The sequence below is a fragment of the Streptomyces sp. NPDC059455 genome, from assembly GCF_042750115.1.
Lineage (GTDB): Bacteria > Actinomycetota > Actinomycetes > Streptomycetales > Streptomycetaceae > Streptomyces > Streptomyces endocoffeicus.
In genome coordinates, this window is record NZ_JBHYVB010000103.1 from 1 (window position 1) to 22908 (window position 22908).

Below are 22908 nucleotides of genomic sequence, written 5' to 3' on the forward strand. Positions count from 1 at the left end.
CACAGATCCGTGCCGTCCTCGGCGCCGAGGTCAGCATCCGTGCGCTGTTCACCGCCCCGACGGTGGCAGACGTGGCCCGGCTGCTCGACGGCACGAAGGACGGCACCGCCCGCACCGACTCCGACGACACCGGCCTGTTGCTGCCGCTCCGGACCGGAGGCGACCGGCCGCCCGTGTTCTGCGTCCACCCGAGCACCGGACTGGGGCGCTGCTACGCCGAACTCACGGACCACCTGCCGCCGGACCGGCCGGTCTACGCGCTGCAGGCCCGCGGCTTCGGCACGGATGAGTCACTGCCGCGGACGGTCGAGGAGATGGCGGCGGACTACGTGGCGCGGATCCGGACCGTGCAGCCGGCCGGGCCCTATCACCTCCTCGGCTGGTCGTTCGGTGGCACCGTGGCCCATGCGATGGCGGCCCTGCTGCAGCAGCAGGGCGAAACGGTGGACCTCCTGGTCAGCCTCGATGGCTACCCCGGCGCCGACGAGGCGGAGCCGACCGGTGAGTCCGCCGGCGGGCCCGCCGACGAGTCCGCCGAAGGGCCCCGTGGCGGGCGGCGCAAGCAGGTGCGGATGCTCTCCGAGATTCAGAGGGTCAACGGGAACAACAACCGGCTCCTCCAGCACCACACGCCCGGCGTCTTCCGCGGAAACCTGCTGCTCTTCGTCGCCACGGAGGGTCGGCCCGCGTCGGCCCCCGCGCCGCTGGCTGCGGACAGCTGGGCGCCGTACGTCGACGGGCCCATCGAACCGGTCCGGATCGCCTCCGATCACGACGGGATGCTCACCGGAGAGCCTCTCGAAACGATCGGTCGGCTCATTTCCGCGCAGCTGCTGACGGAGAATTAGGGAGAGGGTGGAGAGAGAGTATGGACGAGAAGGAGAACGCGGCCGCGGGTGAGCCGCCCGAGGGCACGCGCCGACAGGGCAGATTAGGCATTCTGCTCGTTTCACTGGGGGCCGCCCTGGCGATTGCCATGGTGGCGGGCGGATTGGGTTTCGCGCTCGGCTCCGACGATTCCCCGAAGTCCTCCGGCAGCGCCGGGGCGGGGGACAAGAAGGCCAAAAGCATGGCCTTCGTCGAATGCCTCCGGGACAACGGCGTGCCGGACTTTCCCGACCCCGCCGCGGACGGCTCGATTCTGCTCGACCCGAGCAGCGGCATAGACGTCAAGGGCGATGCGTACAAGAAGGCGGAGAAAGCCTGCGAGCGGCTGATGCCCGAAGGCCGCCGGGCCTCCCCGCCGCCCGGTGGGATGCCCGATCTGACGAAGTACGTGGACTGCATGCGGAAGAACGGTGTGCCCGACTTCCCCGACCCGAAGGGCGGCGGCTTCGCCCCCGAGGAGGCCGGGATCGACGTCAAGTCGCCCGAGTTCCGGGACGCCCACAAGGCCTGCCAGCAGCACCTGCCCGCAGGGGCGCCGGGGCCGGCGTGACCCCGCGCGGTGCCCTGCCGGGTGCCGCCTCTGCCCCGGGCCGCCCGCCCCCCCCGGCCGGGGGGCCCGGGGCCCGGCCCCCCCACGGCCCTGCGGCCCCGGGGCGGGGCCCAGGGGCCGGGCCCCTCAGCCCGTGGAGACGTCCTGCTCGACCCAGATCGTCTTGCCGTCCGTGCTCTGCCGGGTGCCCCAGCGCGTCGCCATCTGGGCCACCAGCATCAGGCCCCGGCCGCCCTCGTCGAAGACCCGGGCCCGCCGCATATGGGGTGCCGTGCTGCTGGCGTCGGAGACCTCGCAGATGAGGTCGCGGTCGCGGATCAGCCGCAGCCGGATCGGCGGGCGGCCGTAGCGGATCGCGTTGGTGACCAGTTCGCTGACGATCAGCTCGGTGGTGAAGACGGTCTCCTCAAGACCCCAGTCGATCAGCTGCTCGGTGGTGCTCCGGCGGGCCCCGGCGACGGCGGGCGCGTCCGCCGGGATGTCCCAGGTGGCGACCCGGTCGGAGTGGAGCGCCCGGGTGCGGGCGAGAAGCAGGGCGATGTCGTCCTCGGGATGGGCCGGGGGCAGGGCCCGCAGGACGTCGTCGCAGAGCGCGTCCAGGGAGGGGGCGGGACGGCTCAGGACGTCGCGCAGCGTCTCGAGCCCGTCGCCGATCTCGCGCTCGCGGCCGTTGATCAGGCCGTTGGTGTAGAGGGCGAGCAGACTGCCCTCGGGCAGCTCCGTCTCCATGATCTCGAAGGGCAGTTCACCAAGGCCCAGGGGCGGACCGATGGGCGGGCCGAGCACGTCGGCGGTGCCCTCCGGGCTGATCACCAGGGGCGCGGGGTGGCCCGCCGCGGCGATGGAGCAGCGGCGCGAGACCGGGTCGTAGACCACGTACAGACATGTGGCGCCGAAGGCCCACAAGCGCTCGGGCTTCTCGTCCGAGTACAGCCGGGTGACCATGTCGTCGAGGTGGGTCAGCAGCTCCCCCGGCGGCAGATCGATATCGGCCAGGGTGCGTACGGCGGTGCGCAGCCGCCCCATGGTGGCGGCCGCGTGGATGCCGCGTCCCACGACATCGCCGACCACCACGGCGGCGCGGGCGCCGGACAGCTGGATCGCGTCGAACCAGTCGCCGCCCACCCCGGCCCAGGCGCCCGAGGGCAGATAGCGCGAGGCCATCTCCAGCGCGGTCAGCTCGGGCAGCCGCTGCGGCAGCAGGCTGCGCTGGAGGGCCTCGGCCGTTCCGCGCTCGCGCAGATAGCGGCGGGTGTTGTCCACGCAGACGGCCGCCCGGGCGGTGAGCTCCTCGGCCAGCAGCGTGTCGTCGTCGGTGAAGGGCGCCGGGGTGCGATGGCGGGCGAAGAGGGCCGTGCCGAGGATGACCCCGCGGGCGCGCATCGGCGTCACGATCACCGAGTGCACTCCGTGCTCGCGGATACGGGCGGCCCGGCCGGGGTCCTTGGCCTCCCAGCTCGCCAGCAGGGACGGCGTCACCTGGTGCCGTGCGGCCCGGCCCTTGAGCAGGCACGCCGCCGTGGGGGAGTGCTCGGGGTGGGTGGCCAGACCCCCGACGTCGGCCAGCGCCTCGGGGGCGCCGTCGAGGATGGACCGGTGAGCCGCGCGCCGCAGGGTGACGGGCGCGCGCAGCGGCCCCTCCGGCGGCTCGTCGCCCTCGTGGAGGAAGGTGAGCAGATCGACGCTGGCGAAGTCGGCGAGCCGGGGGACCGCCACCTCGGCCAGCTCCTGGGCGATCCGGTCCAGGTCCAGATGGCTGCCCAGCCGCGCCCCCGCCTCGTTGAGCAGCTGGAGCCGCTGCCGGGCCTCCTGCTCGGCGGTGGTGTCGCGGGCCGCGAAGCACACGCCGCGCAGCCCGCCGGTGCGGTTGGCCAGCGGGGCCAGCGAGACCGACCAGGCGTGCTCATGGCGCTCACCGGGCCCCCGCAGATGCGTCTCCAGCTCCAGCCGTTCGCCGCTCTCCAGCACCTGCCGCATGGCCCGCTCGACCCGGTCGCTCTCCCCGTGGCCCACCAGCTCGGTCAGTCGCAGCCCGCGCATCTGCTCCTCGCTGCGGGCGGTGGCGGCCTGCATGTCGACGTTCGCCCGGGCCAGCCGCAGCTCGGTGTCGAAGAGCGCCAGGACGCAGGGGCACTGGGCGAAGGCATGGTCCGCGGGTGTGACCGGCTCCTGCGGTTCCCGGGGCGCGGCGGAGACCAGGAGCCAGCCCGCGGGTCCGTCGCCCAGCGGGCCGCGGTGGGCCAGCAGCTCGACCTCCAGCCGATGGCCGTCCCGGTGGCGCAGCGCGATCCGGCCGCTCCACCGGGGCCCGTGGGCCAGGCACGGCCCGGCGCCCTCGCCGGTGTCCCCGGCGGTGCCACTGCTGGTGTCCCCGCGGCTGTCCCGGGCGGTGTCCCCGCCGCTGTCCCCGGCGGCCGTCTCGGTGCTGTCCCCGGCGGCCGTCTCGGTGCTGTCCCCGGCGGTCGGCTCGGCGCTTTCCCCCGCGGCCGGCTCGGCGCGCAGCTCGGCCGCCGGCCGCCCCACGACCTCCTCGGCGCGGTAGCCCAGCAGCCGCCGCGCGCCCTCGCTCCACCCGGTCAGCACGCCGTGGTCGTCGACCGTGGCCGTGGCCAGGCCGGGAGCGCCGGGCGGCGGGTCCGGCCGGACGGGGCGGGCTGTGGGGTCGGGAGGCGTCATCATCGGACATCGGGTCGACGGCTCATGGACCCGGCGGATGCCACTCGATCATCAAAATCGTGGCGTCGTCGCTGAGTTCGCTGTGCCGGTGGTCGAGGATCGCGTGGATGAGCAGGCGCAGCACCTCGGGGGCGTTCTGCCCGGCGGCCGTCGAGCGGATGATGTGGTCGGCGAAGCGCTCCAGGCCGAACTGCTCGCCTCCCTCGTCGCGCGACTCCACGACCCCGTCGGTGTAGAGCAGGACGCGGTCACCGGGCTCCAGCGTCGTCTCATAGATCTGGCGGGGCGCGTCCGACAGCCACGCGGGCAGCCCCAGCGGGGGTTCGGCAGGCCGCTCCAGCTCCTTGCCCAGCAGCCGCTGGCGGCGGATGACGAGCGGGGTGGGGTGGCCGCAGTTGGACCAGCGCAGCGCCCCGCTGGGCATGTGCAGCTGGAGGAAGACGCCCGTGCAGAACTGGTCCGGAAGCCATTTGGCCAGCGCCTCGTCCACGGTGGTGACCAGCGCCGCCAGGTCGGCGCCGGTGCGCCGGGCGTTGCGGCTCCCCGCCATCGCCACGGAGGTGGTCAGCCCGGACGCCAGGTCATGGCCCATCGCGTCGAGGATCGTGGCGTGCAGGACGTCCTCGGTGAACGAGTGGTCGAAGGCATCGCCGCCCAGCTCGTACGCGGGCTCCACGACGGCCGTCGAGACCACCCGGCCGGTGCCGATGGAGCGGGGCGGGAGGAAGGCCCGCAGCATCTCCGTGGGCAGCTGCATGGACCGGGTACGGGTGCGCTGCGCGAAGGTGTCGATATAGGTCCGCTTGGCCGTGATGACCAGGGCGAGGAGCGAGGCCAGCGTCCGGCAGCGCCAGAGCCTGAGCCCGTCCAGGGAGGCCATCCGCAGCTGCAGGACCCCGAGCCGCTCCGCGCCGTTCAGCAGCGGCAGCCATACGGTGAGCCCGCCCGTGCCCTCCTCCTCGACCCGCACCGAATCGGTGCGGTAGGCGAATCCGGCCAGGGAGTGATCGAGCTCCAGGCGCGGCTCGCCCTCCTCGAGCGGCATCAACAGCCGCTGCCGGAGGTCGATCAGGAAGACGACCGCGCGGCCCATGTTCATGGCCTCGGTGTAGCGGTCCAGGGCCAGCGGGAGCTCTGTCGGGGATGCCTCGTGGGCGGCCCTGAGCAGCTCCTCCAGCAATTGCTCAGCGGTCTCGGCCGAGGTCGACACATTCGCGTCCACCATGCGGTCAACCTTACGGCGGCGGGTCCCGCGACGCCCGGGGGCTCCCGGGGGACCGCGGGGGATCACGGGGGCGTGGGCACCGGCTCCCGGGGGACTCCGGCGGGCTCGCGCGGGGGCTCGCCGGGGGCGAGGGCCTCTCGTGCGACGGCCTGCCGTACGACGGTCTTTCGCAGGGCGGTCTCCGGTACGGCCACCGGGGCATCGGGTACGGCGGGCTCGCGTACGGCGGACTCCCGTACGACCACCGTCTCCCCGCGCGCCCCCGCGCCCGACTGCGGAACCCGGGAGAGCAGGACCACCCCGCGGGCGGCCGCCGCCGCGCCCATGGCGGCCAGGGCCCAGCCGCCCGGGCCGCCCCGGAACCGCTCGTCCAGCAGCACGATCCCGATGGCGGCCGCCGCCACCGGGTTGGCCAGGGTCAGGGTGGCCAGGGGCGCGCCGAGACCGCTGCCGTAGGCGCTCTGGGACAGCAGCAGACCGCTCACCGCGAAGACCGCGACCAGCACGGCCACGACCACGGTCCGCCAGGACACCAGGGCCGCCTCGGGGGCGCGGGAGTCGGCGAGCGCGACCGTGAGGGTCTGGGTGAGCGCCGAGGCGACGCCGGAGGCGACCCCGGACGCGGTGGCGAACCGCAGGCCCCGGCCCGGCGTTCCGCGACCCCTGCGCCCCGGCCGGACGCACAGCCCGATGAACGCCAGCACGACGGCCGCGAGCCCGACCGCCTCCGGCAGGCTCAGCGTCTCGCGCGGGGTCTCCCCGGCGGTGACCGGCAGCAGGGCGCCGAGGCCGAGCAGCGCGAGGACCACGCCCCGCCACTCGTCCCGGATCACCCGCCGCCCCGCGAGCCGCGCGCCCAACGGAACGGCCGCCACCAGGGTCAGCGCGCCGAGCGGCTGGACCAGGGTGAGCGGTCCGTACCGCAGCGCGGCCACATGCAGCAGGGCACCGGTGGAGTTGAGGCCGACCGCTCCCCACCAGGCGCCGCGCAGCAACAGCCGCGGCATGCGGTCCGGCCGGCCGCCCGCGGCCAGCCGCTCCTGGGCCACGGCCGCCGTCGCGTAGGCGACGGCCGAGGCGAGCGCGAGCGCGACGGCTATGACGGTCGGGTTCATCCACCGTGCCTTCCTCTGGGCACTGTCTGCCTGCCACCGGTGGCACTATCGGCACACAGACGTATCGATACGAAAGTGTACCGGTGCGGAGCCGTATCGGTACAAGGGCGTATCGGTACGCGGATGTGTCGGTACACTGCGTGGTCGGGGGGAACCGGAGTCCGGTGGACCGAGGAGGAGGACCCGATGGCGACGCAGAGCCCGGAGACGGCCGCGCCGCAGCGCCGTTCCAAGATCACCCCCGAGCGGGAGCAGGAGTTCTATCAGGCGGTCCTCGATCTGCTCCAGGAGGGCGGCTACGAGGCCCTCACCATCGAGGCGGTCGCCGCCCGCACCCGCGCCAGCCGCTCCACCCTCTACCGGCAGTGGTGCACCAAACCCCAGCTCGTCGTCGCCGCGCTGCGCTCCTGCAAGCGCCCCTTCGCGCTGGAGGGCATCGACACCGGCTCCCTCGCGGGCGATCTGCGCGCCGTCGCGGAGGCCGTGGGCGAGGCGGGGGAGGTGTGCGGCGGTGACACCGCGCTGGTGTACGCCCTCGGGCACGCCGCGCTGCAGAACCCCGATCTGCTCCAGGCGCTGCGTGCCGCGCTGATCGAGCACGAGGTGAAGACGATCCAGGCGATGGTCCGCCGGGGCGTGGAGCGCGGCGAGGTGGCCGCGGACAACCCCGCGCTCGAGTTCGTCCCCACTCAGCTGATCGGTGCGATGCGGGTCCGCCACCTGCTCGAGGGTCGGGCCGCCGACCGCGTGTACCTGACGCGCTTCCTCGAGGCGTCGGTCTTCCCGGCGCTTGGGCTGGCGCCTTAGGGGGCGGGGCGTCCGGCGGATCGCGACGCCTGCGGACGCCTGCGGCGGGCTGTTCCCCACCCCGCCCCTTCCCGAAACTGGGGCTCCGCCCCAGACCCCGGGGCCGGGCCCAGGGGCCCCTGCCACTCGGCGGAGCCGCACATCGATGCGCCGAGCCGCGCCCCGGGGCACGACGCGCCCCAGGGCGGGCAGCCGAGACCCCGGCCCCGGCCTGGCCGTCGTTGAGGCCCCGGCCCCGCCCTAGTCGTCGTTGAGCAGGGACAGGTCCTGGCCCGCCTCGGGCACTGCGACCGTGCCCCGGTCGTCCGGCAGTGACTGGATCGTGAACATCGGCACCCCGCCCTCCGACAACGCCAGCATCCGCGAGGCGTGCACCGGGCCGCCGGAGAGCCGCTCGACCGTCACCGCGTACGGGCCCTTGCCCGAGGTCGGGCGCGGGGGCTCCAGGGCCTTGGTGGTGCCGCCCTTGACCTCGTAGGTCTTGCTGACCGGGCTGCCGCCCCCCGCGCCCGCCGAGGCGGTGATCCGCACCTTGGCGGTCGCGCGCGGCGCCACCAGGGAGAGCGTGGAGCCCTTGGTGCGGTTGTCGGCCGCGGTGGCGCTGCGCTCGATCGCGGCGGTCGCGGGGATGAACGCCGTCTCCTGGTCGCTCCCCTTGCCCCGGGTCACCTGGAGCGCGGCCACGACCGGTGTGGCCGGGCCCTCGCCGCCCTCGGGGGTGAGCAGCAGCGAGCCGGGCTCGCCCTTGGTCACGTCGCCGAGGTCGATCGCGGCCGTCATTCCGCTCTTGACGTGCAGCGACTCATGTCCGGCCGGGGTGATCGCGTTGTTCGGCCCGGCCAGCCGCACCTTGAGGTCCGCGTCGTCGGACCCGGCCGCGAAGACGATCAGGCGGGCCGAGGTGGCGTCCTTGGGGATGCCGGGGATCGCGACGCTCGTCGAGGGCACGGCGGAGGCGGGGAGCCAGTCGCCGCCCGCCTTCTGGTCCACGGCCTGCACGGCCGCGCCGATCCGGCCGGTGCGGGCCGTCACGTGGAGTGCGGCGCCGGCCGCCCGCTGGTCGGTGAGGGTCGAGAGCAGGACCGGGACCGTGGAGCGGGGCGGGACCGTGATCGCTTCGTCGGTGGAGGGCTTCAGCCGGCCGCTGGGTCCGTAGAGTTTCAGGTCCACCTCGGCCGCGGCGTCGTCCGGGTTCGTCAGATGGACGAAGTCCTGGCGGTTCCGGTCGGTGCTGACGCCGGGGAGCCAGAAGTCCGTGTCGGGCGCGGTGCACGCGGTGCCCAGGAGGCCGCGCCCGCTGCCCGCGTCGATCGTGGTGGTCTGCTGGACGGTCCAGCCGGGCGCGAAGCGGCCGTCGGCGGTGCCGATGAGCGCGGGCGCGCCCGCGCTGCTCTCCTCGGTGGTGACGGGCTTGCCGGGCTCCTTCAGGGGCAGCACGGGCTTGTCGCCGCCCGGGGCCGCCTGGCCGCCCTTCCCGCCGTCCTTGCCGTCCTTACCGTTCTTGCCGTCGTCCTTACCGCCGTCGTCGCCGCCGGGATCCGTCGTGTCGTCGGCGGGGCTCTGGGCGGGCAGCAGTTCGGCGGCGCCGTCCTTGGCGTCCACGCCGTCCCGCTTGGGCGTGTACGCGGTGTAGGTGGTGCTGCTCACCTCCGAGGAGGAGGGCGTCGGGCACAGCAGCGTCGAGCGCTGCACGGGCAGCCGGGTGGCGGCCTTCGCGGAAGCGTCCGCGTCGTCGGAGGAGCCCCCCGTGAGGGCCGCGACGCCGGTTACGGCGGCCAGCGCCGTGGCCGCGCCGATCAGGGACAGGGTGGTGCGGTTCATCGCTGCTGATCGCTCCCGTCGCGGCGGTCCTCGGGGTCGTCGCCGCCGTACGTCGTGTCGCCCTGCGGGGGGTAGCCGCCGTCGGCATAGGGCTGCTGCTGGTCGTAGCCGTAAGGGTCGGCGTACTGGCCGCCCGCGTACGGGTCCGCCGGGTACTGGCCCTCCTGGTAGCCGGCCGGATAGCCGGTGTCCTGATAGCCGCCCTGGTAGTCACCGGCCGGGTACTGGCCGGTGGAGTACTGGCCCGCGTAGCCCTCGCCCTGGTACTGCTCGCCCTGGTACTGCTCCCCCGCGTACTGCTCGCCCTGGTACTGACCGGCCGGGTACTGGCCGTATCCGGCGTCGGCGTACGTCTGCGCGTCCCACTGCTGCCCGTACTGCTGCTGGTGCGGCACCGCCGCGTACGGGTCACCGGCGGCCGTCTGGTCGCCGTACGGGTCGTTCGCCATCGCGTTGTCGCCGTAAGGGTCGCCCATGGCGGCCGGCTCGGCGGTCGGCCGCAGCGGTGGCTCCCCCGGCACGGGGGGCTCGCCCGGCATCGGCGGCTCCCCCGGCAGCGGGGGGATCCCGCCCGGCTGCCCGGACATGGCGCCCGGCTGCCCGGACATGGCTCCCGGCTGCCCGGACATGGCGTCCGCGGCGGCCGGGTCCGTCTCCGGCCGCCCCTTGGCGCCCCCGTCCTGCGCGGCCTGCGCCGCCTGCGCCTCCGCGGCGGCCCGCAGCCGCCGTGCCCGGCGGCCGTCGCCCGCCAGGTCCTCGGCGGTGACGGCGGCGGCCGCGCCCTCCGCGTCCGGCATGTCGTCGTCGACGTTCCGGCGGCGGCCCGGCAGCGCGAGCACCAGCAGCACGACCGCGAGCAGCCCCTGCGCCCACACCCATGCGGTGTGCGTGATGGGCGTGTCGTAGGTGAGGTCCAACCGGCCGCCGCTCGACGGGAGTTCGAAGCCCTGCGCCCAGCCGTCGACCGTCATCGGCTTCAGCGGCTCGCCGTCGAGCGTGGCCTGCCAGTCGGGCGCGGACCGGTCGGCGATCCGCAGCACCCGCCCGTCCGTGCCGTCGGGGACCGTGGTGTGCGCCTCGACGGGGCCGGAGGCCACGTGCACCGGCTTGGCCGCCGCCCCGCCCGCCGGGCGGCCCGAGGACTCGGCCGGGACGATGGAGACCCGCGAGACCCGCTGGTTGACCCGCCACAGCACTCCGCCGTGCTCCCGGCTGAGCTGGGTGAGGCCCGGGGTCGCGTTCAGCACCCGCTCCATCTCGGGCGGCGCGCCCTTCTGGACGTACACATAGCGCACCGCGTAGCCGCCGAGCTGACGGGTCTGGTCGGCGCCGGAGCCCGCGATCAGATTGGCCACCACGCCGTCGAGCCGGGTGTCGGAGCCGCCCGCCGACGCGAGTTCGCCGTCGCCGAGCCGGGCGCCGGAGCCGCGCACCAGGGCGTAGTCGGCGTGGGCGGCGCTGCTGTCGCCGCCGAGCACCAGGGTGCGGGCCTGGTCCTCGGTGGCGCTCTCGGCCGCCACGAACGCCGGGACCTGCGAGGGGTCGCGCCGCCCCACCGGGCCGTCCGCGCCGCCCGTCATCCAGGTGACGGCGGCGTACAGCGGCGCGGCGACCGTGGCGACCGCGATCAGCAGCGCCACCGGCTGGCGCCAGCCGAAGCTCTGCGCCGCCACCCGCTCCCGCGCGTCCTCGGCGCCGACCACGGCGGCGGTCAGCAGCGCCAGGCCGTAGACGAGGGTCGCGGGCCCGGCCCAGCCGGAGCCGCTCGTGAGCGCCGCGAAGAGGAAGCCGGTGAGGGCGACGGCCCATGCGGTGCGCACCACGGTCTGCCGCTCCCCGCGCATCAGGGCGGCGAGCGCGGCGAGGACGAAGCCGAGCAGCAGCAGCGTGCCGCCGCCGTTGGGGCCGCCGGGGCTGAGCGCGAGCAGGTTCAGCGCGGACGCGGACCCGGCGCCGCGGTCAAGACCGGCCTCCTCGAGGAAGCGGGCCGGGTCGGTGACGAGGTCCAGCGACCAGGGGGCGAGCACGACGAGCGGGGTGCCGACGAGGCTCAGGAACCGCAGTCCGTACCCCATGAGCTGTTCGGTGCCGCTCTGCCGGTGGCGCAGCACGAGCACACCGGTGCCCAGGAGGAGCGCCATCGGCCAGACGACCGGGGTGAAGGCCATGGTGAACGTCAGCAGCAGCGCGTACGCCCACGTCGCCCGCCAGCTCGGCAGCCGCGTCCCGTTGCCGGTGAAGCCGGTCGCGGCGGCCGCCGCGCGGGCCATCAGCGGCAGCAGTACGGCGAGCACGGCGGTGCCGAGCCGCCCGCCCGCGAGGGCCCCGGTCGCGGCCGGGAGGAAGGCGTACGCGACGCTTCCCCAGGCGCGCAGCAACCGGGACTCGACCAGCGGCCGGGAGGCGAAGTACGCGATGAACCCGGCCAGCGGCACCGAACAGACCAGCAACAGGGTCAGCGTGAAGCCCGTGGAGCCCAGGAAGACCGTGGCCAGCGAGGCGAGGGCGGCCAGATACGGCGGCGCGGACTGCGTGCCGCCGGTGCCGACCGGATGCCAGCCGTCCACATAGCTCGACCACAGCTCGGAGACATGGGCGGGCGCGGGCAGCAGGGCGCCGCCCGCGAGCGCGCCGGCGCCGAGCAGATCCCGGCAGGCGACCAGCGAGACCACCAGCAGCACGAGGAAGAGCATCGGGCCGGGCCGGCGCGCGATCCGCTTGAGCCGGGCGAACTGCTCGATCTCCAGGAAGTCGGCGTCGTCGCCACCGGGCCCGGACTCGACCGCGCCGTGCCGCCCCCCGGAGGACAGCTCGGGCTCGGAACGGCCGCCTATATTGCTGGCGACTTGCTCGACCGTCGCCCTTACGGTCGCGCCGGGCGGCGGGAAGAGCGGCCGCAGCTCGTTCGGCTCCGTCGCGGGGCGGCCTCTGCGCTTACGGGCGGCGAGGATCCGCCCCGGCCGGAGCAGGACGCCGAAGAGACCGGCGACCTCGTCCAGGGCCTGCCCCGGCACCTTGCCCACGAGATAGGCCAGGGTGCGCAGCAGCGTGCCGAACAGGAGCCGCAGCATCACATAGGGCAGCACCGCCCCCCGGGTGTTGACCAGCAGGGTGTAGACGGCACCCGCCTTGTCGACGCGATGCGGGTTGGCGACGGAGCGCCCCACGCAGTCGATGGGCCGCCGCTCGCGCGCGGACGCCTCCGCGTGCCGCACCACGGCGTCCGGGGCCACCAGCACCTGGTGCCCGGCCGCCTGGGCGCGCCAGCACAGGTCGACGTCGTCGCGCATCAGGGGCAGCCGGGAGTCGAAACCGCCCAGCTGCTCCCACACATCGCGGCGCACCAGCATGCCCGCGCTGGACACCGACAGCACCGGGCGCACCTGGTCGTGCTGGCCCTGGTCCTGCTCGCGCCGCTCCAGGCCGGTCCAGCGGCGGCCGCTGCGGGCGATGCTGACGCCGACTTCGAGCAGCTGCCGGCGGTCGTACCAGCCGCGCAGCTTGGGTCCGACGATCGCGGGCTCGCGGTTGGCGGTGAACTCGGCGTCTACGACCCGCAGCAGCTCGGCCAGGGCGTCGGGCTCGGGGGCGCAGTCGTCGTGCAGCAGCCACAGCCACTGGACGGGCTCGCCGTGCGGCAGCTCCGGCATGTCGTACGCGTCGTCGCGCCAGGTGCGGTTGACGGGGTCCCAGCCGCTGGGGCGCTTGAGGTAGGCGAGCTCCTCGGGGCCCAGCACCGGGGCCGTACGGACCGCTTCGGCGACGGCCGTGCCGAAGCCGCTGCGGCGCGCCATGTGCAGCACCCGCTCCTCGCCGAGGGTCTCGGTGAGCAGCCGGGCGGAGTCGTCGGCGCTGCCGGTGTCGGCCGCGATGACGCTCTGGACCGGGCGCTCCTGGCCGAGCAGACCGGACAGCGCGTCGGGCAGCCAGCGGGCGCCGTCGTGGGCGACCAGGACGGCGGTGACGACATGACGCGGATGGGCCGGTGTCTGAACCGGTTCGTGAGCGGGCGCAAACGCGGCGGTGGCGGCCGGGTATTGGGCCGCCGGGTGGCTGTGCACGGACATCGAGGTACGGGCCCCGGTTCGCTGGACTGCGGTGGACGCGCGCGCCCCAAGGGGGGCGTTGGAGCGTCTCGGACGGGGCCCCACACTAACGGCTGTGTATGCGACGGGTCCGCCTCCCGTCGCCATGGGCTCGGGGGCGGACCGGTCGCGGTGGCTCACTCCGCCGTGAACTGTGCGGATATGTCAGCGCGGGTCATGCGGTTCTGCCAGGTCCGACGGGTCCGGCGGCCCTGACGACGGGCTCGGCGGACCTGGGCTCGGCGGATCTGGCGGATCTGGCGGGCCTGGCGGATCTGGCGGGCCTGGCGGATCTGGCGGATCCCAGACGCCGTGGGTCAGACGGCGGCCTTCTTCAGGCGGCGGCGCTCGCGCTCGGACAGACCGCCCCAGATGCCGAAGCGCTCGTCGTTGGCGAGGGCGTACTCGAGGCACTCGGAACGGACCTCGCAGGCGAGGCAGACCTTCTTCGCCTCACGGGTGGATCCGCCCTTTTCCGGGAAGAACGACTCGGGATCGGTTTGGGCGCACAGCGCGCGCTCCTGCCAACCGAGCTCCTCGTCCGCCTCTTCGACCAGCAGTTGCTGGAACAACTCGGTCATGTGCGCCCCTCGTCTGTCTTTGCGTCCCCGTGCCTGATGCCGTTGGTGAAGCGGCAGAACGACACGAGTGAAATTACAAGTGTGCCGATCCGGGCCAGTCAAGCCGAGATCTGCTATTGGGCCTCTTATTCACTCTGCGGAACCAAGGCTGCGCGGAAAGTGTTCAAATCGGCCTAAACGCGACACCTTCCCCATCCGTTGCCTGGGGTCCCTCCTCTCACCCACTGAGGAGGACGCCATCGGCGCCGGTCCCGTTGCATCGCGCGAGAGATGGTGCGAAGTGGGCGGGGCGGTGCGGGAGTGACGCGCTTGATGCGCCGTGTCACCAATACAACGCGCGCACAAACCTTTCTGCCTCCACAGCGACCGGATGAGGTGAACCTTGACCTGAAACGTGAGATGAAGTTGACAGCGGCGCGGCGATCCGGGTCTCCTTGGTGGCATGTCAGTGACCCACGCGCCCCTGCCGACCCGTGACCACGGGTTCCGCTGCGCTGTGCGGGCTCGCTGTCGCTGTTCGAGCTGTTGATGCCTCCTGAGCTCCAGCTTTCTCCGCGTTCCGCTCGCGGCGTCTCGTACTGAGACCGCACACCGCGTCCAGATCGCACCTCGGGCCCTTACCGCGCCCATCCCGCCCCACCGCGTCCTTACGGCGCTCTTTCCGCGCCCCTCCCGCCGAGGAACCCCACCGCATGAACAGCGACGTCCAGATCGCCGGTGACCCGCTCGCCATCCCGCATCTGCTGCCGCCCGTACCCGCGCACCCCTCCACCATCTCCGCCTTCGCGGGCCTGGCCCGCGCCATCGCGGCCGACCGCGACGGCTGGGCGCCCCTCGTCCAGTACGACGCCACCAGCCGCTGGTACCACCGGCTGCGCACCGGCCCCGGCTATGAGGTGTGGCTGCTCAGCTGGGTGCCCGGACAGGGCAGCGGGGCCCATGACCACGGCCGCTCCTCCGGGGTGCTGACCGTGCTCCAGGGCGAGCTCACCGAGCGGGTGGGGACGCGCGGCGCGCGGCATACGCTGCGCGCCGGCGCACAGCGCGTCTTCGCGCCCGGTTATGTGCACGACGTGGTCAACGACGCCCTCGAACCGGCCGTCAGCCTGCACATCTACTTCCCCGGGCTGACCGAGATGCCACTGCACCCCACCCAGAGCGCCGAGTTGCCCGCCGGGGCCGGGGCGGACGCGCTGGGCGCCCTCGGCGGCTGAGCCGCCCCGAACGCCCCCGATGTCCGGGGCTGCTGCAAGACTGTCCTCCATGCGCATTGTGGTTCTGGCAGGCGGTATCGGCGGCGCCCGTTTCCTTCGCGGTCTGATGTCGGCGGCTCCGGACGCCGACATCACCGTCATCGGGAACACCGGCGACGACATCCACCTCTTCGGCCTCAAGGTCTGCCCCGACCTCGACACCGTGATGTACACCCTCGGCGGTGGCATCCACGAGGAACAGGGCTGGGGCCGGGCCGACGAGACCTTCACCGTCAAGGAGGAGCTGGCGGCGTACGGAGTGGGGCCCGAGTGGTTCGGCCTCGGCGACCGCGACTTCGCCACGCACATAGTCCGAACGCAGATGATGGGCGCGGGCTATCCGCTGAGCGCCGTCACCGAGGCGCTGTGCGCCCGGTGGCAGCCGGGGGTGCGGCTGCTGCCCATGACGGACGACCGCGTCGAGACCCACGTCCTGATCGACACGGCGGACATCAGCGGCCCCGCCGCGGGTGACGGTGAAGGCCGTAAGGCCATCCACTTCCAGGAGTACTGGGTGCGGCTGCGCGCCTCCGTGCCCGCCTACGCCGTCGTGCCCGTCGGCGCCGACCAGGCCAAACCGGCACCCGGCGTCCTGGAGGCCATCGCCGACGCCGATGTCGTCCTCTTCCCGCCGTCCAACCCGGTGGTCAGCGTCGGCACGATCCTCGCCGTGCCCGGCGTGCGCGAGGCCATCGCCGACGCAGGGGTCCCGGTCGTGGGCCTGTCCCCCATCGTGGGCGACGCGCCCGTGCGCGGCATGGCCGACAAGGTGCTCGCCGCCGTCGGCGTCGAGTCCACCGCCGCCGCCGTCGCCAAGCACTACGGCTCCGGGCTGCTGGACGGCTGGCTCGTCGACACCGTGGACGCGGGCGCGGTCGAGGAGGTCGAGGCCGCCGGGATCCGCTGCCGGGCGATCCCGCTGATGATGGCGGACCTCAAGGCCACGGCGGCGATGGCGGCCGAGGCGCTGGCGCTGGCGGAAGAGGTGCGGGGATGACGGAACACGCGTCGTACCAGGTGTGGGCCCTGCCCGGGATGCCCGAGGTGCGGCCCGGTGACGACCTCGCCAAGCTGATCGCCGACGCCGCGACCTCGGACGGTCTGCCGGGGCTCGCGCACGGCGATGTGCTGCTGGTCACCTCCAAGATCGTCAGCAAGGCGGAGGGGCGCGTCGTCGAGGCGGCCGACCGCGAGGCGGCCATAGACGCCGAGACGGTACGGGTCGTGGCGCGGCGCGGCCGCACGCGGATCGTCGAGACCCGCCACGGTCTGGTCATGGCCGCCGCCGGGGTCGATGCCTCCAACACCCCTTCCGGGACCGTCCTGTTGCTCCCCGAGGACCCCGACGCCTCGGCGCGGGCGATCCGGGCCGGGCTGTTGGAGATGCTCGGCGTGGAGGTCGGCGTCATCGTCACCGACACCTTCGGGCGGCCGTGGCGGACCGGGGTCACCGACGTCGCCATCGGCGCGGCCGGGGTGCGGGTCCTGGACGATCTGCGCGGCGGAGTCGACGCGTACGGGAACGCGCTGAGCGCGACCATCGTCGCCACCGCTGACGAGCTGGCCGCCGCGGGTGACCTGGTCAAGGGCAAGGCCGAGGGGTTGCCGGTGGCCGTGTTGCGGGGGCTTCCGCAGGTGGTGGCGTTCGAGGGGCTGGACGGGGCCGAGGAGTCTGATCGGCGGAGGGCTGAGGGGTCTGATCGGCGGGAGGTCGAGGAGGACGGGGGCGCGCGGGCGTTGGTGCGCGGGGCCGCGGACGACATGTTCCGGCTGGGCACCTCCGAGGCCGTACGGGAGGCGGTGACGCTGCGCCGTACGGTGCGGGAGTTCACCGATGAGCCGGTGGACGGCGCGGCGGTGCGGCGCGCGGTCGCCGCCGCCGTCACCGCACCGGCGCCGCACCATACGACGCCATGGCGGTTCGTCCTGCTGGAGTCGGAGGAGTCGCGGACGCGGCTGCTGGACGCGATGCGGGACGCCTGGACCGCCGATCTGCGCGGGGACGGCTTCTCGGAGGAGAGCGTCGCCAAGCGGGTGCGGCGCGGGGATGTGCTGCGCAAGGCTCCGTACCTGGTGGTCCCGTGCCTGGTAGCCGACGGCGCCCACACGTATCCCGACCCTCGGCGGAACACGGCGGAGCGCGAGATGTTCGTGGTCGCGGCCGGGGCCGGGGTGCAGAACCTGCTGGTCGCGCTGGCGGGCGAGGGGCTGGGCTCGGCGTGGGTGTCGTCCACGATGTTCTGCCGCCCGGTCGTGCGCGAGGTCCTGGGCCTGCCGGACGACTGGGACCCGATGGGCGCGGTCGCGGTCGGCCAGGCGGCGGTGCCGCCGGCGGCACGGCCGGAGCGGGGGGTCGAGGGGTTCGTGGTGGTGCGGTAGGTGTGTGCGGTCGGTGTGTGCGGTCGGTGTGTGCGGTCGGTGTGTGCGGTCGGTGTGTGCGGTCTGGGCTTTGGGGCCGGGGTTGTGCCGGGGCGGGTTGTGCGGGGTCGGGTTGCCCGGGGGCGGGTTGCCCGGGGGCGGGGTTGTGCGGGCCGGTTGCGCGGTGGGGTCGCGTGCGCGGGGGTTGGGGGCGCGCGTTGTGCGGAGTGGGAGCGCGGGTGCGGGGGTGGTTGCTGGGGTGCGCCTTGGGGTTGGACGGGGGTGGCTGGGGGTGGCTGGGCGCCGTAGGGCGGGATGCGCGGTCGGTGGTGTGGCGGGGGCGCGGTCGGTGGTGTGGCGGGGGCCGAACCGGTGGTGTGGTGGGGGCCGAACCGGTGGTGTGGTGGGGGCCGAACCGGTGGGGCTGCGGTGGGTCGTAGGGTGGCCGCGTGTGTGAGAGACGTGTCTGGAGTCCCCCAGGCCCCTGTGACCTCGCGCGTAACCTCGGTGTGCTGCAGCGAGGACCCGGGGATCCCGCGTTTCAGGTCGGCGCGGACGGCGCGTTCTGGCGAGCGAGCCGGACTCCGGCCGGGCCCGGGACCCTACGGATCGCGCGCAAGGGCGCGGAGATCGAGGGGCGGGCCTGGGGGCCGGGCGCCGAGTGGCTGCTGGACGGACTGCCCGCCCTGCTCGGGGCGGACGACGACCCGTCCGCGTTCGTGCCCCGCCATCGGCTCGTCCACGAGGCGCACCGGCGTCACCCCGGCCTCCGGCTCATCCGGACCGGGCTGGTCCTCGAGTCTCTGATCCCCTCGATCCTGGAGCAGAAGGTCACCGGGGTTGAGGCGTACCGGGCCTGGCGGCTGCTGCTCCAGCGCCATGGCGAGCCCGCGCCCGGGCCGGCGGAGGGGACGCGGATGCGGGTCATGCCCGATCCACGGGGCTGGGCGCTGATTCCGTCGTGGGAGTGGCATCGGGCGGGCGTGGACACCAAGCGTTCCTCGACGATTCTGCGGGCGGTCCGGGTTGCTCGGCGGCTGGAGGAGGCCACGTCCATGGACCTTGCCGCTGCCTCGGCCCGGCTGCGGTTGATTCCGGGTATCGGGCCTTGGACGGCGGCGGAGACGTTGCAGCGCAGTAATGGGACGCCGGATGCGGTGACGGTTGGCGATCTGCATTTGCCGGGGATTGTCGGGTATGCGCTTGCGGGGGTGCGGGGGGCGGATGATGAGGCGATGCTTGAGCTTTTGGCGCCTTATGCGGGGCAGCGGTATCGGGCGGCGCGGCTGATTTTGTTGTCCGGGCGTACGCCGCCTCGGCGGGCGCCTCGCTTGGCGGTGCGGGACTTTCGGGGGATGTAGGGCCCTGGGGGCGTGCGTGGTTGCCCTCGCCTTTGCTTTCGCCTTCGCCGGGGTGCGGGCCGGGTTGCCGTCGCCTTCGCCTTCGCGGGGTGCGGGGTGTGGGTGCCTCCGGCGGTGAGCCCCCACCCCGCCCCTTCCCGAAACGATGGGGCTCCGCCCCCTCGCCCCCCGCCGGGGCTCCGCCCCCGACCCCGCTCCACAAGCGCCGGAGGGGCTGAGGGTGCGGGGCTCCGCCCCGGGTCCCGCTCCTCAAGCGCCAGAGGGGGCTGGGGCTGCGGGGCTCCGCCCCGGACCCCGCTCCTCAAACGCCGGAGGGGCTGAGTTTCCGCTCCTCAAGCGTCGGAGAGGCTGGTTGCGCAGAGACGGGGCTCCGTGCCTGCCCGGCTCCACCCCGGGCCGGGCGGCTCCTCAGACGCCGGAGGGCTGGGTTCCCGCCGGGCAGGTCAGGTTTCCCGGCGGAGAAGCCAAGTTCCCGCCGGGCAGGCTGGGTTACCGCCGGAGGGGCCAAGTTCCCGCCGTCGGCGGTTGGGGTGGTGGTGGGGAGGCTGGGGGTGGCTAGCGCCGTCAGGGCGTTACTGGTCGGATGAGAAGCGGACCGCTCCTGCTGGGATGTCGGCTCCGCACCACACCCGGACGCCGTCTCGTAGCTCGTTGTCGGGGCCGACCAGGGCGCCGTCGCCGACTACCGCGCCCTGGAGGACCGTGCGGGCGCCGATTCGGGCGCCGGCGCCGACGAGGGAGTCGTGGACCTGGGCGCCCTCCTCCACGATGGCGCCCTCCAGCAGCGTGCTGCCGTCGATGCGCGCGCCCGCGCCCACCCGGGCCTGGGGGCCGATGACCGTGCCGCCGGTCAGTTTGGCGTCGACCGCGACCGAGGCGCTGTCCAGGACGAGGCGGTCGCCGCAGCGGCCCGGCACGGCCGGGGAGGGGGCGCGGCCCAGCACCAGGTCCGCGGAGCCGCGGACGAACGCCTGGGGGGTGCCCAGGTCGAGCCAGTAGGTGGAGTCCACCATGCCCTGGAGGTGGGCGCCCTCCGCGAGCAGACCGGGGAAGGTCTCGCGTTCCACGGAGACGGGGCGGTCGGCGGGGATCGTGTCGATGACCGAGCGGTTGAAGACGTACGCGCCCGCGTTGATCTGGTCGGTGACGATCTCCTCGGGGGTCTGCGGCTTCTCCAGGAAGGCGGTGACCCTGCCCCGTTCGTCCGTGGGCACCAGCCCGTACGCGCGCGGGTCCGGGACCCGGGTGAGGTGCAGGGAGACATCGGCGCCCGTCGTGCGGTGGTTGTCGACGAGGGCGCGGATGTCGAGGCCGGTGAGGATGTCGCCGTTGAAGATGAGCACCGGGTCGTCGGGGCCCGAGCGCAGCCGGGAGGCGACGTTGCGGATGGCGCCGCCGGTGCCGAGCGGTTCCTCCTCCGTGACGTACTCCAGGTGCAGGCCGAGCGAGGAGCCGTCACCGAAGTACGGCTCGAAGACCTCAGCCAGATAGGACGTGGCGAGCACTATGTGCTCGACCCCGGCGGCGCGGGCGCGGGCGAGTTGGTGGGTCAGAAACGGAACACCGGCCGCCGGGACCATCGGCTTGGGAGTGTGCACCGTCATCGGGCGCAACCGGGTTCCCTTGCCGCCGACCAGGAGGATCGCCTCTGGCGATGGCGTTGCTGGCGCATTGGTCACGTACGTCTCTGCTTCCTGCTGGGGCTCGCCGGTCGGCGGCCAGTGTATGCAGATCCCCGGACCGCGCCTGATCAGCGCCCCTGGAGGCGGGCGGCCGTCTTCCGCACCGAACCGAGCTTCTTGTAGAGACGCTTGCCGGGGCACTCGGTGGCAAAGCCGTCGCGGTGACCCGCGATCACATGGAGCTTTACGTTCGCGCCCTTTTTGTACTTGTTGCCGCCGCCTGACACCAGATGCGTCGTACCGCGCGGATTCCGCTTGAAGAGACCCAGTTTCCACGCGGTGAGCTTGGCGACGGCCTTCACGGCCTTGGCCGAGGGCTTCTTGGAGGTGAAAGTGCCGAGGACGGCGACGCCCATGCTGTTGGTGTTGAAGCCCAGCGTGTGGGCCCCGCGTACGGCTTTGGTCACACCGCCGGAGCGGCCTTCGTAGATTTTTCCGCACTTGTCGATGGTGAAGTTGTAGCCGTAGTCACGCCATCCCAGGCTCTGCACGTGGTAGCGGTAGATACCGCGCAACACGGAGGGCGCCTGTGAGCAGCTGTAATTGTTGCCCGTCACGGTGTGGTGGATGAAGGCGACCTTCACGGTCTTGCTGTAGACGTGGCCCGTTTCACGGATCTTCTCGTCGGCGCCCCAGCCCGCGCGCGTGACGATGCCGGGCCGCGGCGCGCTGTAGCGGGCGGCAGCCGCATTGGCCGTCTCGGCGTCGGCGTCGGTGTCGAGCGCGCTGGGCGGCGGGGTGGTGGTGGTTACGGATACGGAGGGTCTGGGGGTCGGCTTCACGGACGACGTGGGGGGCAGGGACGATCCGGCGGACGGCCCCGACGGCCCGGAGGCCCCCCAGGACGGCCTTCCCGGCGAACCCACCACCGTCGGCTTCGCACCCGGCACACCACCACCTGACGCCGACGCCCCGCCCCCCGCCGTCGGCACCGGATGCCCCGGAAGCGCGCGGAGTGCGGCCCGGTCCGGCCCCGGCGGCGCCGGGGGCTCACCCGGGTCGATCAGCTCCAGCCGCAGCCCGGACGGCAGGGCCGCCGCCCCCGCGTCCGCCACCCCCACGTCCCCCGCCCGCGTATCTCCCGCCCGCGTATCTCCCGCCCGCGTATCTCCCGACCCCGCGTCCGCCGTCGCCGCCCGTTCCGGCCGCACCCGTGCCTGGACGGCGTCCGAGGCGCCGACCCACAGCGGCGCGGTGCCGCCGTGCGCCCGTGCGCTCCGGAGTTCGGGCGAGTCCGGGTCGGGGGCCTCGTCCCCGTACGGCAGCAGCTCGCGCCATGGCGACCACGCGCCGCCGACCGCGCGGGTGCGCACCTGCGCCCGGCCGCGGAGTTCCGCGGAGGGCCGGTCCCAGACGATGCCGACGAGCGAGAACGGCCGCACGCCCGACGCGGTGACTTCCCGCTCGACCGCGGCGTCACCGCGCCCGGCGGCCGCGCCCCGGTCCGGCCCGCCGCCCGCGAGCGAGTGCGGCGGGCGCAGCGGCAGCGATCGCGTGGAGCCGACGGCGACGGTCCGCTCGGTACGGGCGTGGGCGGGGCCGGGGTGCAGGGCGAGGGGAAGGGCGAGGGCGGCGGTGCACGCGACGCCGATCGAGGATGCCAGGTATGCACGCATGATTGAAATCGTCTACATAAAGGGACAAAACTGTCCATTCGGAAGAGCGCACACGTCGCGGACCGTCCGGTGACCCGGACCCCACCGACCCCATCCGCGCCGCATCTTCGGCGCGTAGGCTTGCGCGGGTGAACGCCACCGATCGCACCCCTGCCGACCTGCTGGGATCCGCGCTCGACGCGGATCCCTCGCGCCCGCTCGTAACCTTCTACGACGACGCCACGGGCGAACGCGTCGAACTCTCCGTGGCCACCTTCGCCAATTGGGTGGCGAAGACCGCCAATCTCCTCCAGGACGATCTCGCCGCCGCGCCCGGCGACAGATGCGCACTACTGCTCCCCGCCCACTGGCAGACCGCCGTGTGGCTGGTGGCCTGTTCCTCGGTCGGGGTCCTCGTGGACATCGGGGGCGACCCGGCCTCCGCCGACCTCGTCGTCAGCGGCCCGGACAGCCTCAAGGAGGCGCGGGAGTGCTCCGGGGAGCGGGTGGCGCTGTCGCTGCAGCCCCTGGGCGGCCGCTTCCCGCAACTGCCGGAGGGGTTCGCGGACTACGCCGTGGAGGTGCCCAGCCAGGGCGACCGCTTCGCCCCGTACTCCCCCGTGGACCCGTATACGCCCGCGCTGGCCGTCGACGGTCAGGAGCTGACGAGCGCCGAGGTGGTGGAGCGGGCGGGCGCCGACGCCGCCGGGCGGGGGCTCGGACCCGGTTCGCGGATCCTGTCGGGGCTGTCGTACGGCACCTGGGAGGGGCTGTCGTACGGGCTGTACGCGCCGCTGGCCAGTGGCGGTTCGGTGGTGCTCTGCCGCCATCTGGACCGGCTGGACGAGAAGGGGCTGGCCGGCCGCAAGGAGAGCGAACGCGTCACCGCCACCACGCCCTGAGACCACACC

General features: G+C 73.9%; 16 protein-coding genes. 8 read left to right on the top strand and 8 right to left on the bottom strand.

Annotated features, from left to right (window positions below; all coding sequences use genetic code 11):
• Both ACFXB5_RS30985 and ACFXB5_RS30990 read left to right on the top strand, forming a co-directional pair.
• Positions 1–848 (top strand): alpha/beta fold hydrolase (locus ACFXB5_RS30985; RefSeq protein ID WP_385213884.1); only part of this gene is annotated, 848 nt, incomplete at its 5' end.
• A gap of 20 nt (positions 849–868) precedes the next feature.
• Positions 869–1438, top strand: a complete 570-nt coding sequence (locus ACFXB5_RS30990) for a hypothetical protein (protein WP_385213887.1) — start codon at positions 869–871, stop codon at positions 1436–1438.
• Between the two features lie 126 nt (positions 1439–1564).
• Here ACFXB5_RS30990 and ACFXB5_RS30995 read toward each other — a convergent pair whose 3' ends face one another.
• The 3 genes from ACFXB5_RS30995 to ACFXB5_RS31005 all read right to left on the bottom strand — a co-directional run bounded on the left by ACFXB5_RS30995 (position 1565) and on the right by ACFXB5_RS31005 (position 6454).
• On the bottom strand, positions 1565–4117 hold the full coding sequence (locus ACFXB5_RS30995; protein ID WP_385213889.1) for a SpoIIE family protein phosphatase: 2553 nt from the start codon (positions 4115–4117) through the stop codon (positions 1565–1567).
• Positions 4118–4136: 19 nt separating this feature from the next.
• The gene (locus tag ACFXB5_RS31000; protein ID WP_385213893.1) at positions 4137–5339 is read right to left on the bottom strand and encodes a PP2C family protein-serine/threonine phosphatase; all 1203 of its coding nucleotides are present in this window, start codon (positions 5337–5339) and stop codon (positions 4137–4139) included.
• A 62-nt stretch (positions 5340–5401) separates the two neighbouring features.
• The gene (locus ACFXB5_RS31005) at positions 5402–6454 is read right to left on the bottom strand and encodes a DMT family transporter (RefSeq protein ID WP_385213896.1); all 1053 of its coding nucleotides are present in this window, start codon (positions 6452–6454) and stop codon (positions 5402–5404) included.
• A 186-nt stretch (positions 6455–6640) separates the two neighbouring features.
• Between ACFXB5_RS31005 and ACFXB5_RS31010 the strand changes: the two genes are divergently transcribed.
• Positions 6641–7261: a TetR/AcrR family transcriptional regulator gene (locus ACFXB5_RS31010; protein ID WP_385213898.1), complete on the top strand. Its 621-nt coding sequence runs from the start codon at positions 6641–6643 to the stop codon at positions 7259–7261.
• Between the two features lie 240 nt (positions 7262–7501).
• Here the strand turns inward: ACFXB5_RS31010 and ACFXB5_RS31015 are convergent, their stop codons facing one another.
• From ACFXB5_RS31015 to ACFXB5_RS31025, 3 genes are all read right to left on the bottom strand, one after another.
• Positions 7502–9082, bottom strand: a complete 1581-nt coding sequence (locus ACFXB5_RS31015) for a DUF5719 family protein (RefSeq protein ID WP_385213901.1) — start codon at positions 9080–9082, stop codon at positions 7502–7504.
• Positions 9079–13149, bottom strand: coding sequence for a glycosyltransferase family 2 protein (locus ACFXB5_RS31020; RefSeq protein ID WP_385213904.1), 4071 nt, complete (start codon positions 13147–13149; stop codon positions 9079–9081). The genes ACFXB5_RS31015 and ACFXB5_RS31020 overlap by 4 nt, the downstream gene beginning before the upstream one ends.
• Positions 13150–13484: 335 nt before the next feature.
• On the bottom strand, positions 13485–13748 hold the full coding sequence (locus ACFXB5_RS31025) for a WhiB family transcriptional regulator (protein WP_004952403.1): 264 nt from the start codon (positions 13746–13748) through the stop codon (positions 13485–13487).
• A gap of 692 nt (positions 13749–14440) precedes the next feature.
• Between ACFXB5_RS31025 and ACFXB5_RS31030 the strand changes: the two genes are divergently transcribed.
• The 4 genes from ACFXB5_RS31030 to ACFXB5_RS31045 all read left to right on the top strand — a co-directional run bounded on the left by ACFXB5_RS31030 (position 14441) and on the right by ACFXB5_RS31045 (position 18720).
• Positions 14441–14962, top strand: coding sequence for a cysteine dioxygenase (locus ACFXB5_RS31030; RefSeq protein WP_385213906.1), 522 nt, complete (start codon positions 14441–14443; stop codon positions 14960–14962).
• A 49-nt stretch (positions 14963–15011) separates the two neighbouring features.
• On the top strand, positions 15012–15998 hold the full coding sequence (gene cofD / locus ACFXB5_RS31035) for a 2-phospho-L-lactate transferase (RefSeq protein ID WP_385213909.1): 987 nt from the start codon (positions 15012–15014) through the stop codon (positions 15996–15998).
• Positions 15995–17380 carry a coenzyme F420-0:L-glutamate ligase gene (locus ACFXB5_RS31040; protein ID WP_385213912.1) on the top strand — a complete coding sequence of 462 codons (1386 nt, stop codon included), beginning with the start codon at positions 15995–15997 and terminating at the stop codon, positions 17378–17380. Before cofD ends, ACFXB5_RS31040 begins: the two co-directional genes overlap by 4 nt.
• Positions 17381–17808: 428 nt before the next feature.
• Positions 17809–18720: a DNA-3-methyladenine glycosylase family protein gene (locus ACFXB5_RS31045; RefSeq protein WP_385213915.1), complete on the top strand. Its 912-nt coding sequence runs from the start codon at positions 17809–17811 to the stop codon at positions 18718–18720.
• Between the two features lie 572 nt (positions 18721–19292).
• Here the strand turns inward: ACFXB5_RS31045 and ACFXB5_RS31050 are convergent.
• Both ACFXB5_RS31050 and ACFXB5_RS31055 read right to left on the bottom strand, forming a co-directional pair.
• Complete coding sequence (locus ACFXB5_RS31050) at positions 19293–20399, bottom strand: sugar phosphate nucleotidyltransferase (protein ID WP_201858132.1); 1107 nt, start codon at positions 20397–20399, stop codon at positions 19293–19295.
• Positions 20400–20470: 71 nt separating this feature from the next.
• The gene (locus ACFXB5_RS31055; RefSeq protein WP_385213918.1) at positions 20471–22018 is read right to left on the bottom strand and encodes an N-acetylmuramoyl-L-alanine amidase; all 1548 of its coding nucleotides are present in this window, start codon (positions 22016–22018) and stop codon (positions 20471–20473) included.
• Positions 22019–22146: 128 nt separating this feature from the next.
• On the opposite strand from ACFXB5_RS31055, the gene ACFXB5_RS31060 reads away from it, so the two are divergent.
• The gene (locus tag ACFXB5_RS31060) at positions 22147–22899 is read left to right on the top strand and encodes a TIGR03089 family protein (RefSeq protein ID WP_201858130.1); all 753 of its coding nucleotides are present in this window, start codon (positions 22147–22149) and stop codon (positions 22897–22899) included.
• Positions 22900–22908 lie beyond the last annotated feature (9 nt).

Excerpts from the sequence above, each read along its gene's own strand:
- ACFXB5_RS30995 (WP_385213889.1), bottom strand. The coding sequence starts at position 4,117 with ATGATGACGCCTCCCGACCCCACAGCCCGCCCCGTCCGGCCGGACCCG.
- ACFXB5_RS30990 (WP_385213887.1), top strand. The coding sequence starts at position 869 with ATGGACGAGAAGGAGAACGCGGCCGCGGGTGAGCCGCCCGAGGGCACG.
- ACFXB5_RS31055 (WP_385213918.1), bottom strand. The coding sequence starts at position 22,018 with ATGCGTGCATACCTGGCATCCTCGATCGGCGTCGCGTGCACCGCCGCC.
- ACFXB5_RS31005 (WP_385213896.1), bottom strand. The coding sequence starts at position 6,454 with ATGAACCCGACCGTCATAGCCGTCGCGCTCGCGCTCGCCTCGGCCGTC.
- ACFXB5_RS31010 (WP_385213898.1), top strand. The coding sequence starts at position 6,641 with ATGGCGACGCAGAGCCCGGAGACGGCCGCGCCGCAGCGCCGTTCCAAG.
- ACFXB5_RS31000 (WP_385213893.1), bottom strand. The coding sequence starts at position 5,339 with ATGGTGGACGCGAATGTGTCGACCTCGGCCGAGACCGCTGAGCAATTG.
- ACFXB5_RS31020 (WP_385213904.1), bottom strand. The coding sequence starts at position 13,149 with ATGTCCGTGCACAGCCACCCGGCGGCCCAATACCCGGCCGCCACCGCC.
- cofD (WP_385213909.1), top strand. The coding sequence starts at position 15,012 with ATGCGCATTGTGGTTCTGGCAGGCGGTATCGGCGGCGCCCGTTTCCTT.
- ACFXB5_RS31025 (WP_004952403.1), bottom strand. The coding sequence starts at position 13,748 with ATGACCGAGTTGTTCCAGCAACTGCTGGTCGAAGAGGCGGACGAGGAG.
- ACFXB5_RS31015 (WP_385213901.1), bottom strand. The coding sequence starts at position 9,082 with ATGAACCGCACCACCCTGTCCCTGATCGGCGCGGCCACGGCGCTGGCC.
- ACFXB5_RS31040 (WP_385213912.1), top strand. The coding sequence starts at position 15,995 with ATGACGGAACACGCGTCGTACCAGGTGTGGGCCCTGCCCGGGATGCCC.
- ACFXB5_RS31030 (WP_385213906.1), top strand. The coding sequence starts at position 14,441 with ATGAACAGCGACGTCCAGATCGCCGGTGACCCGCTCGCCATCCCGCAT.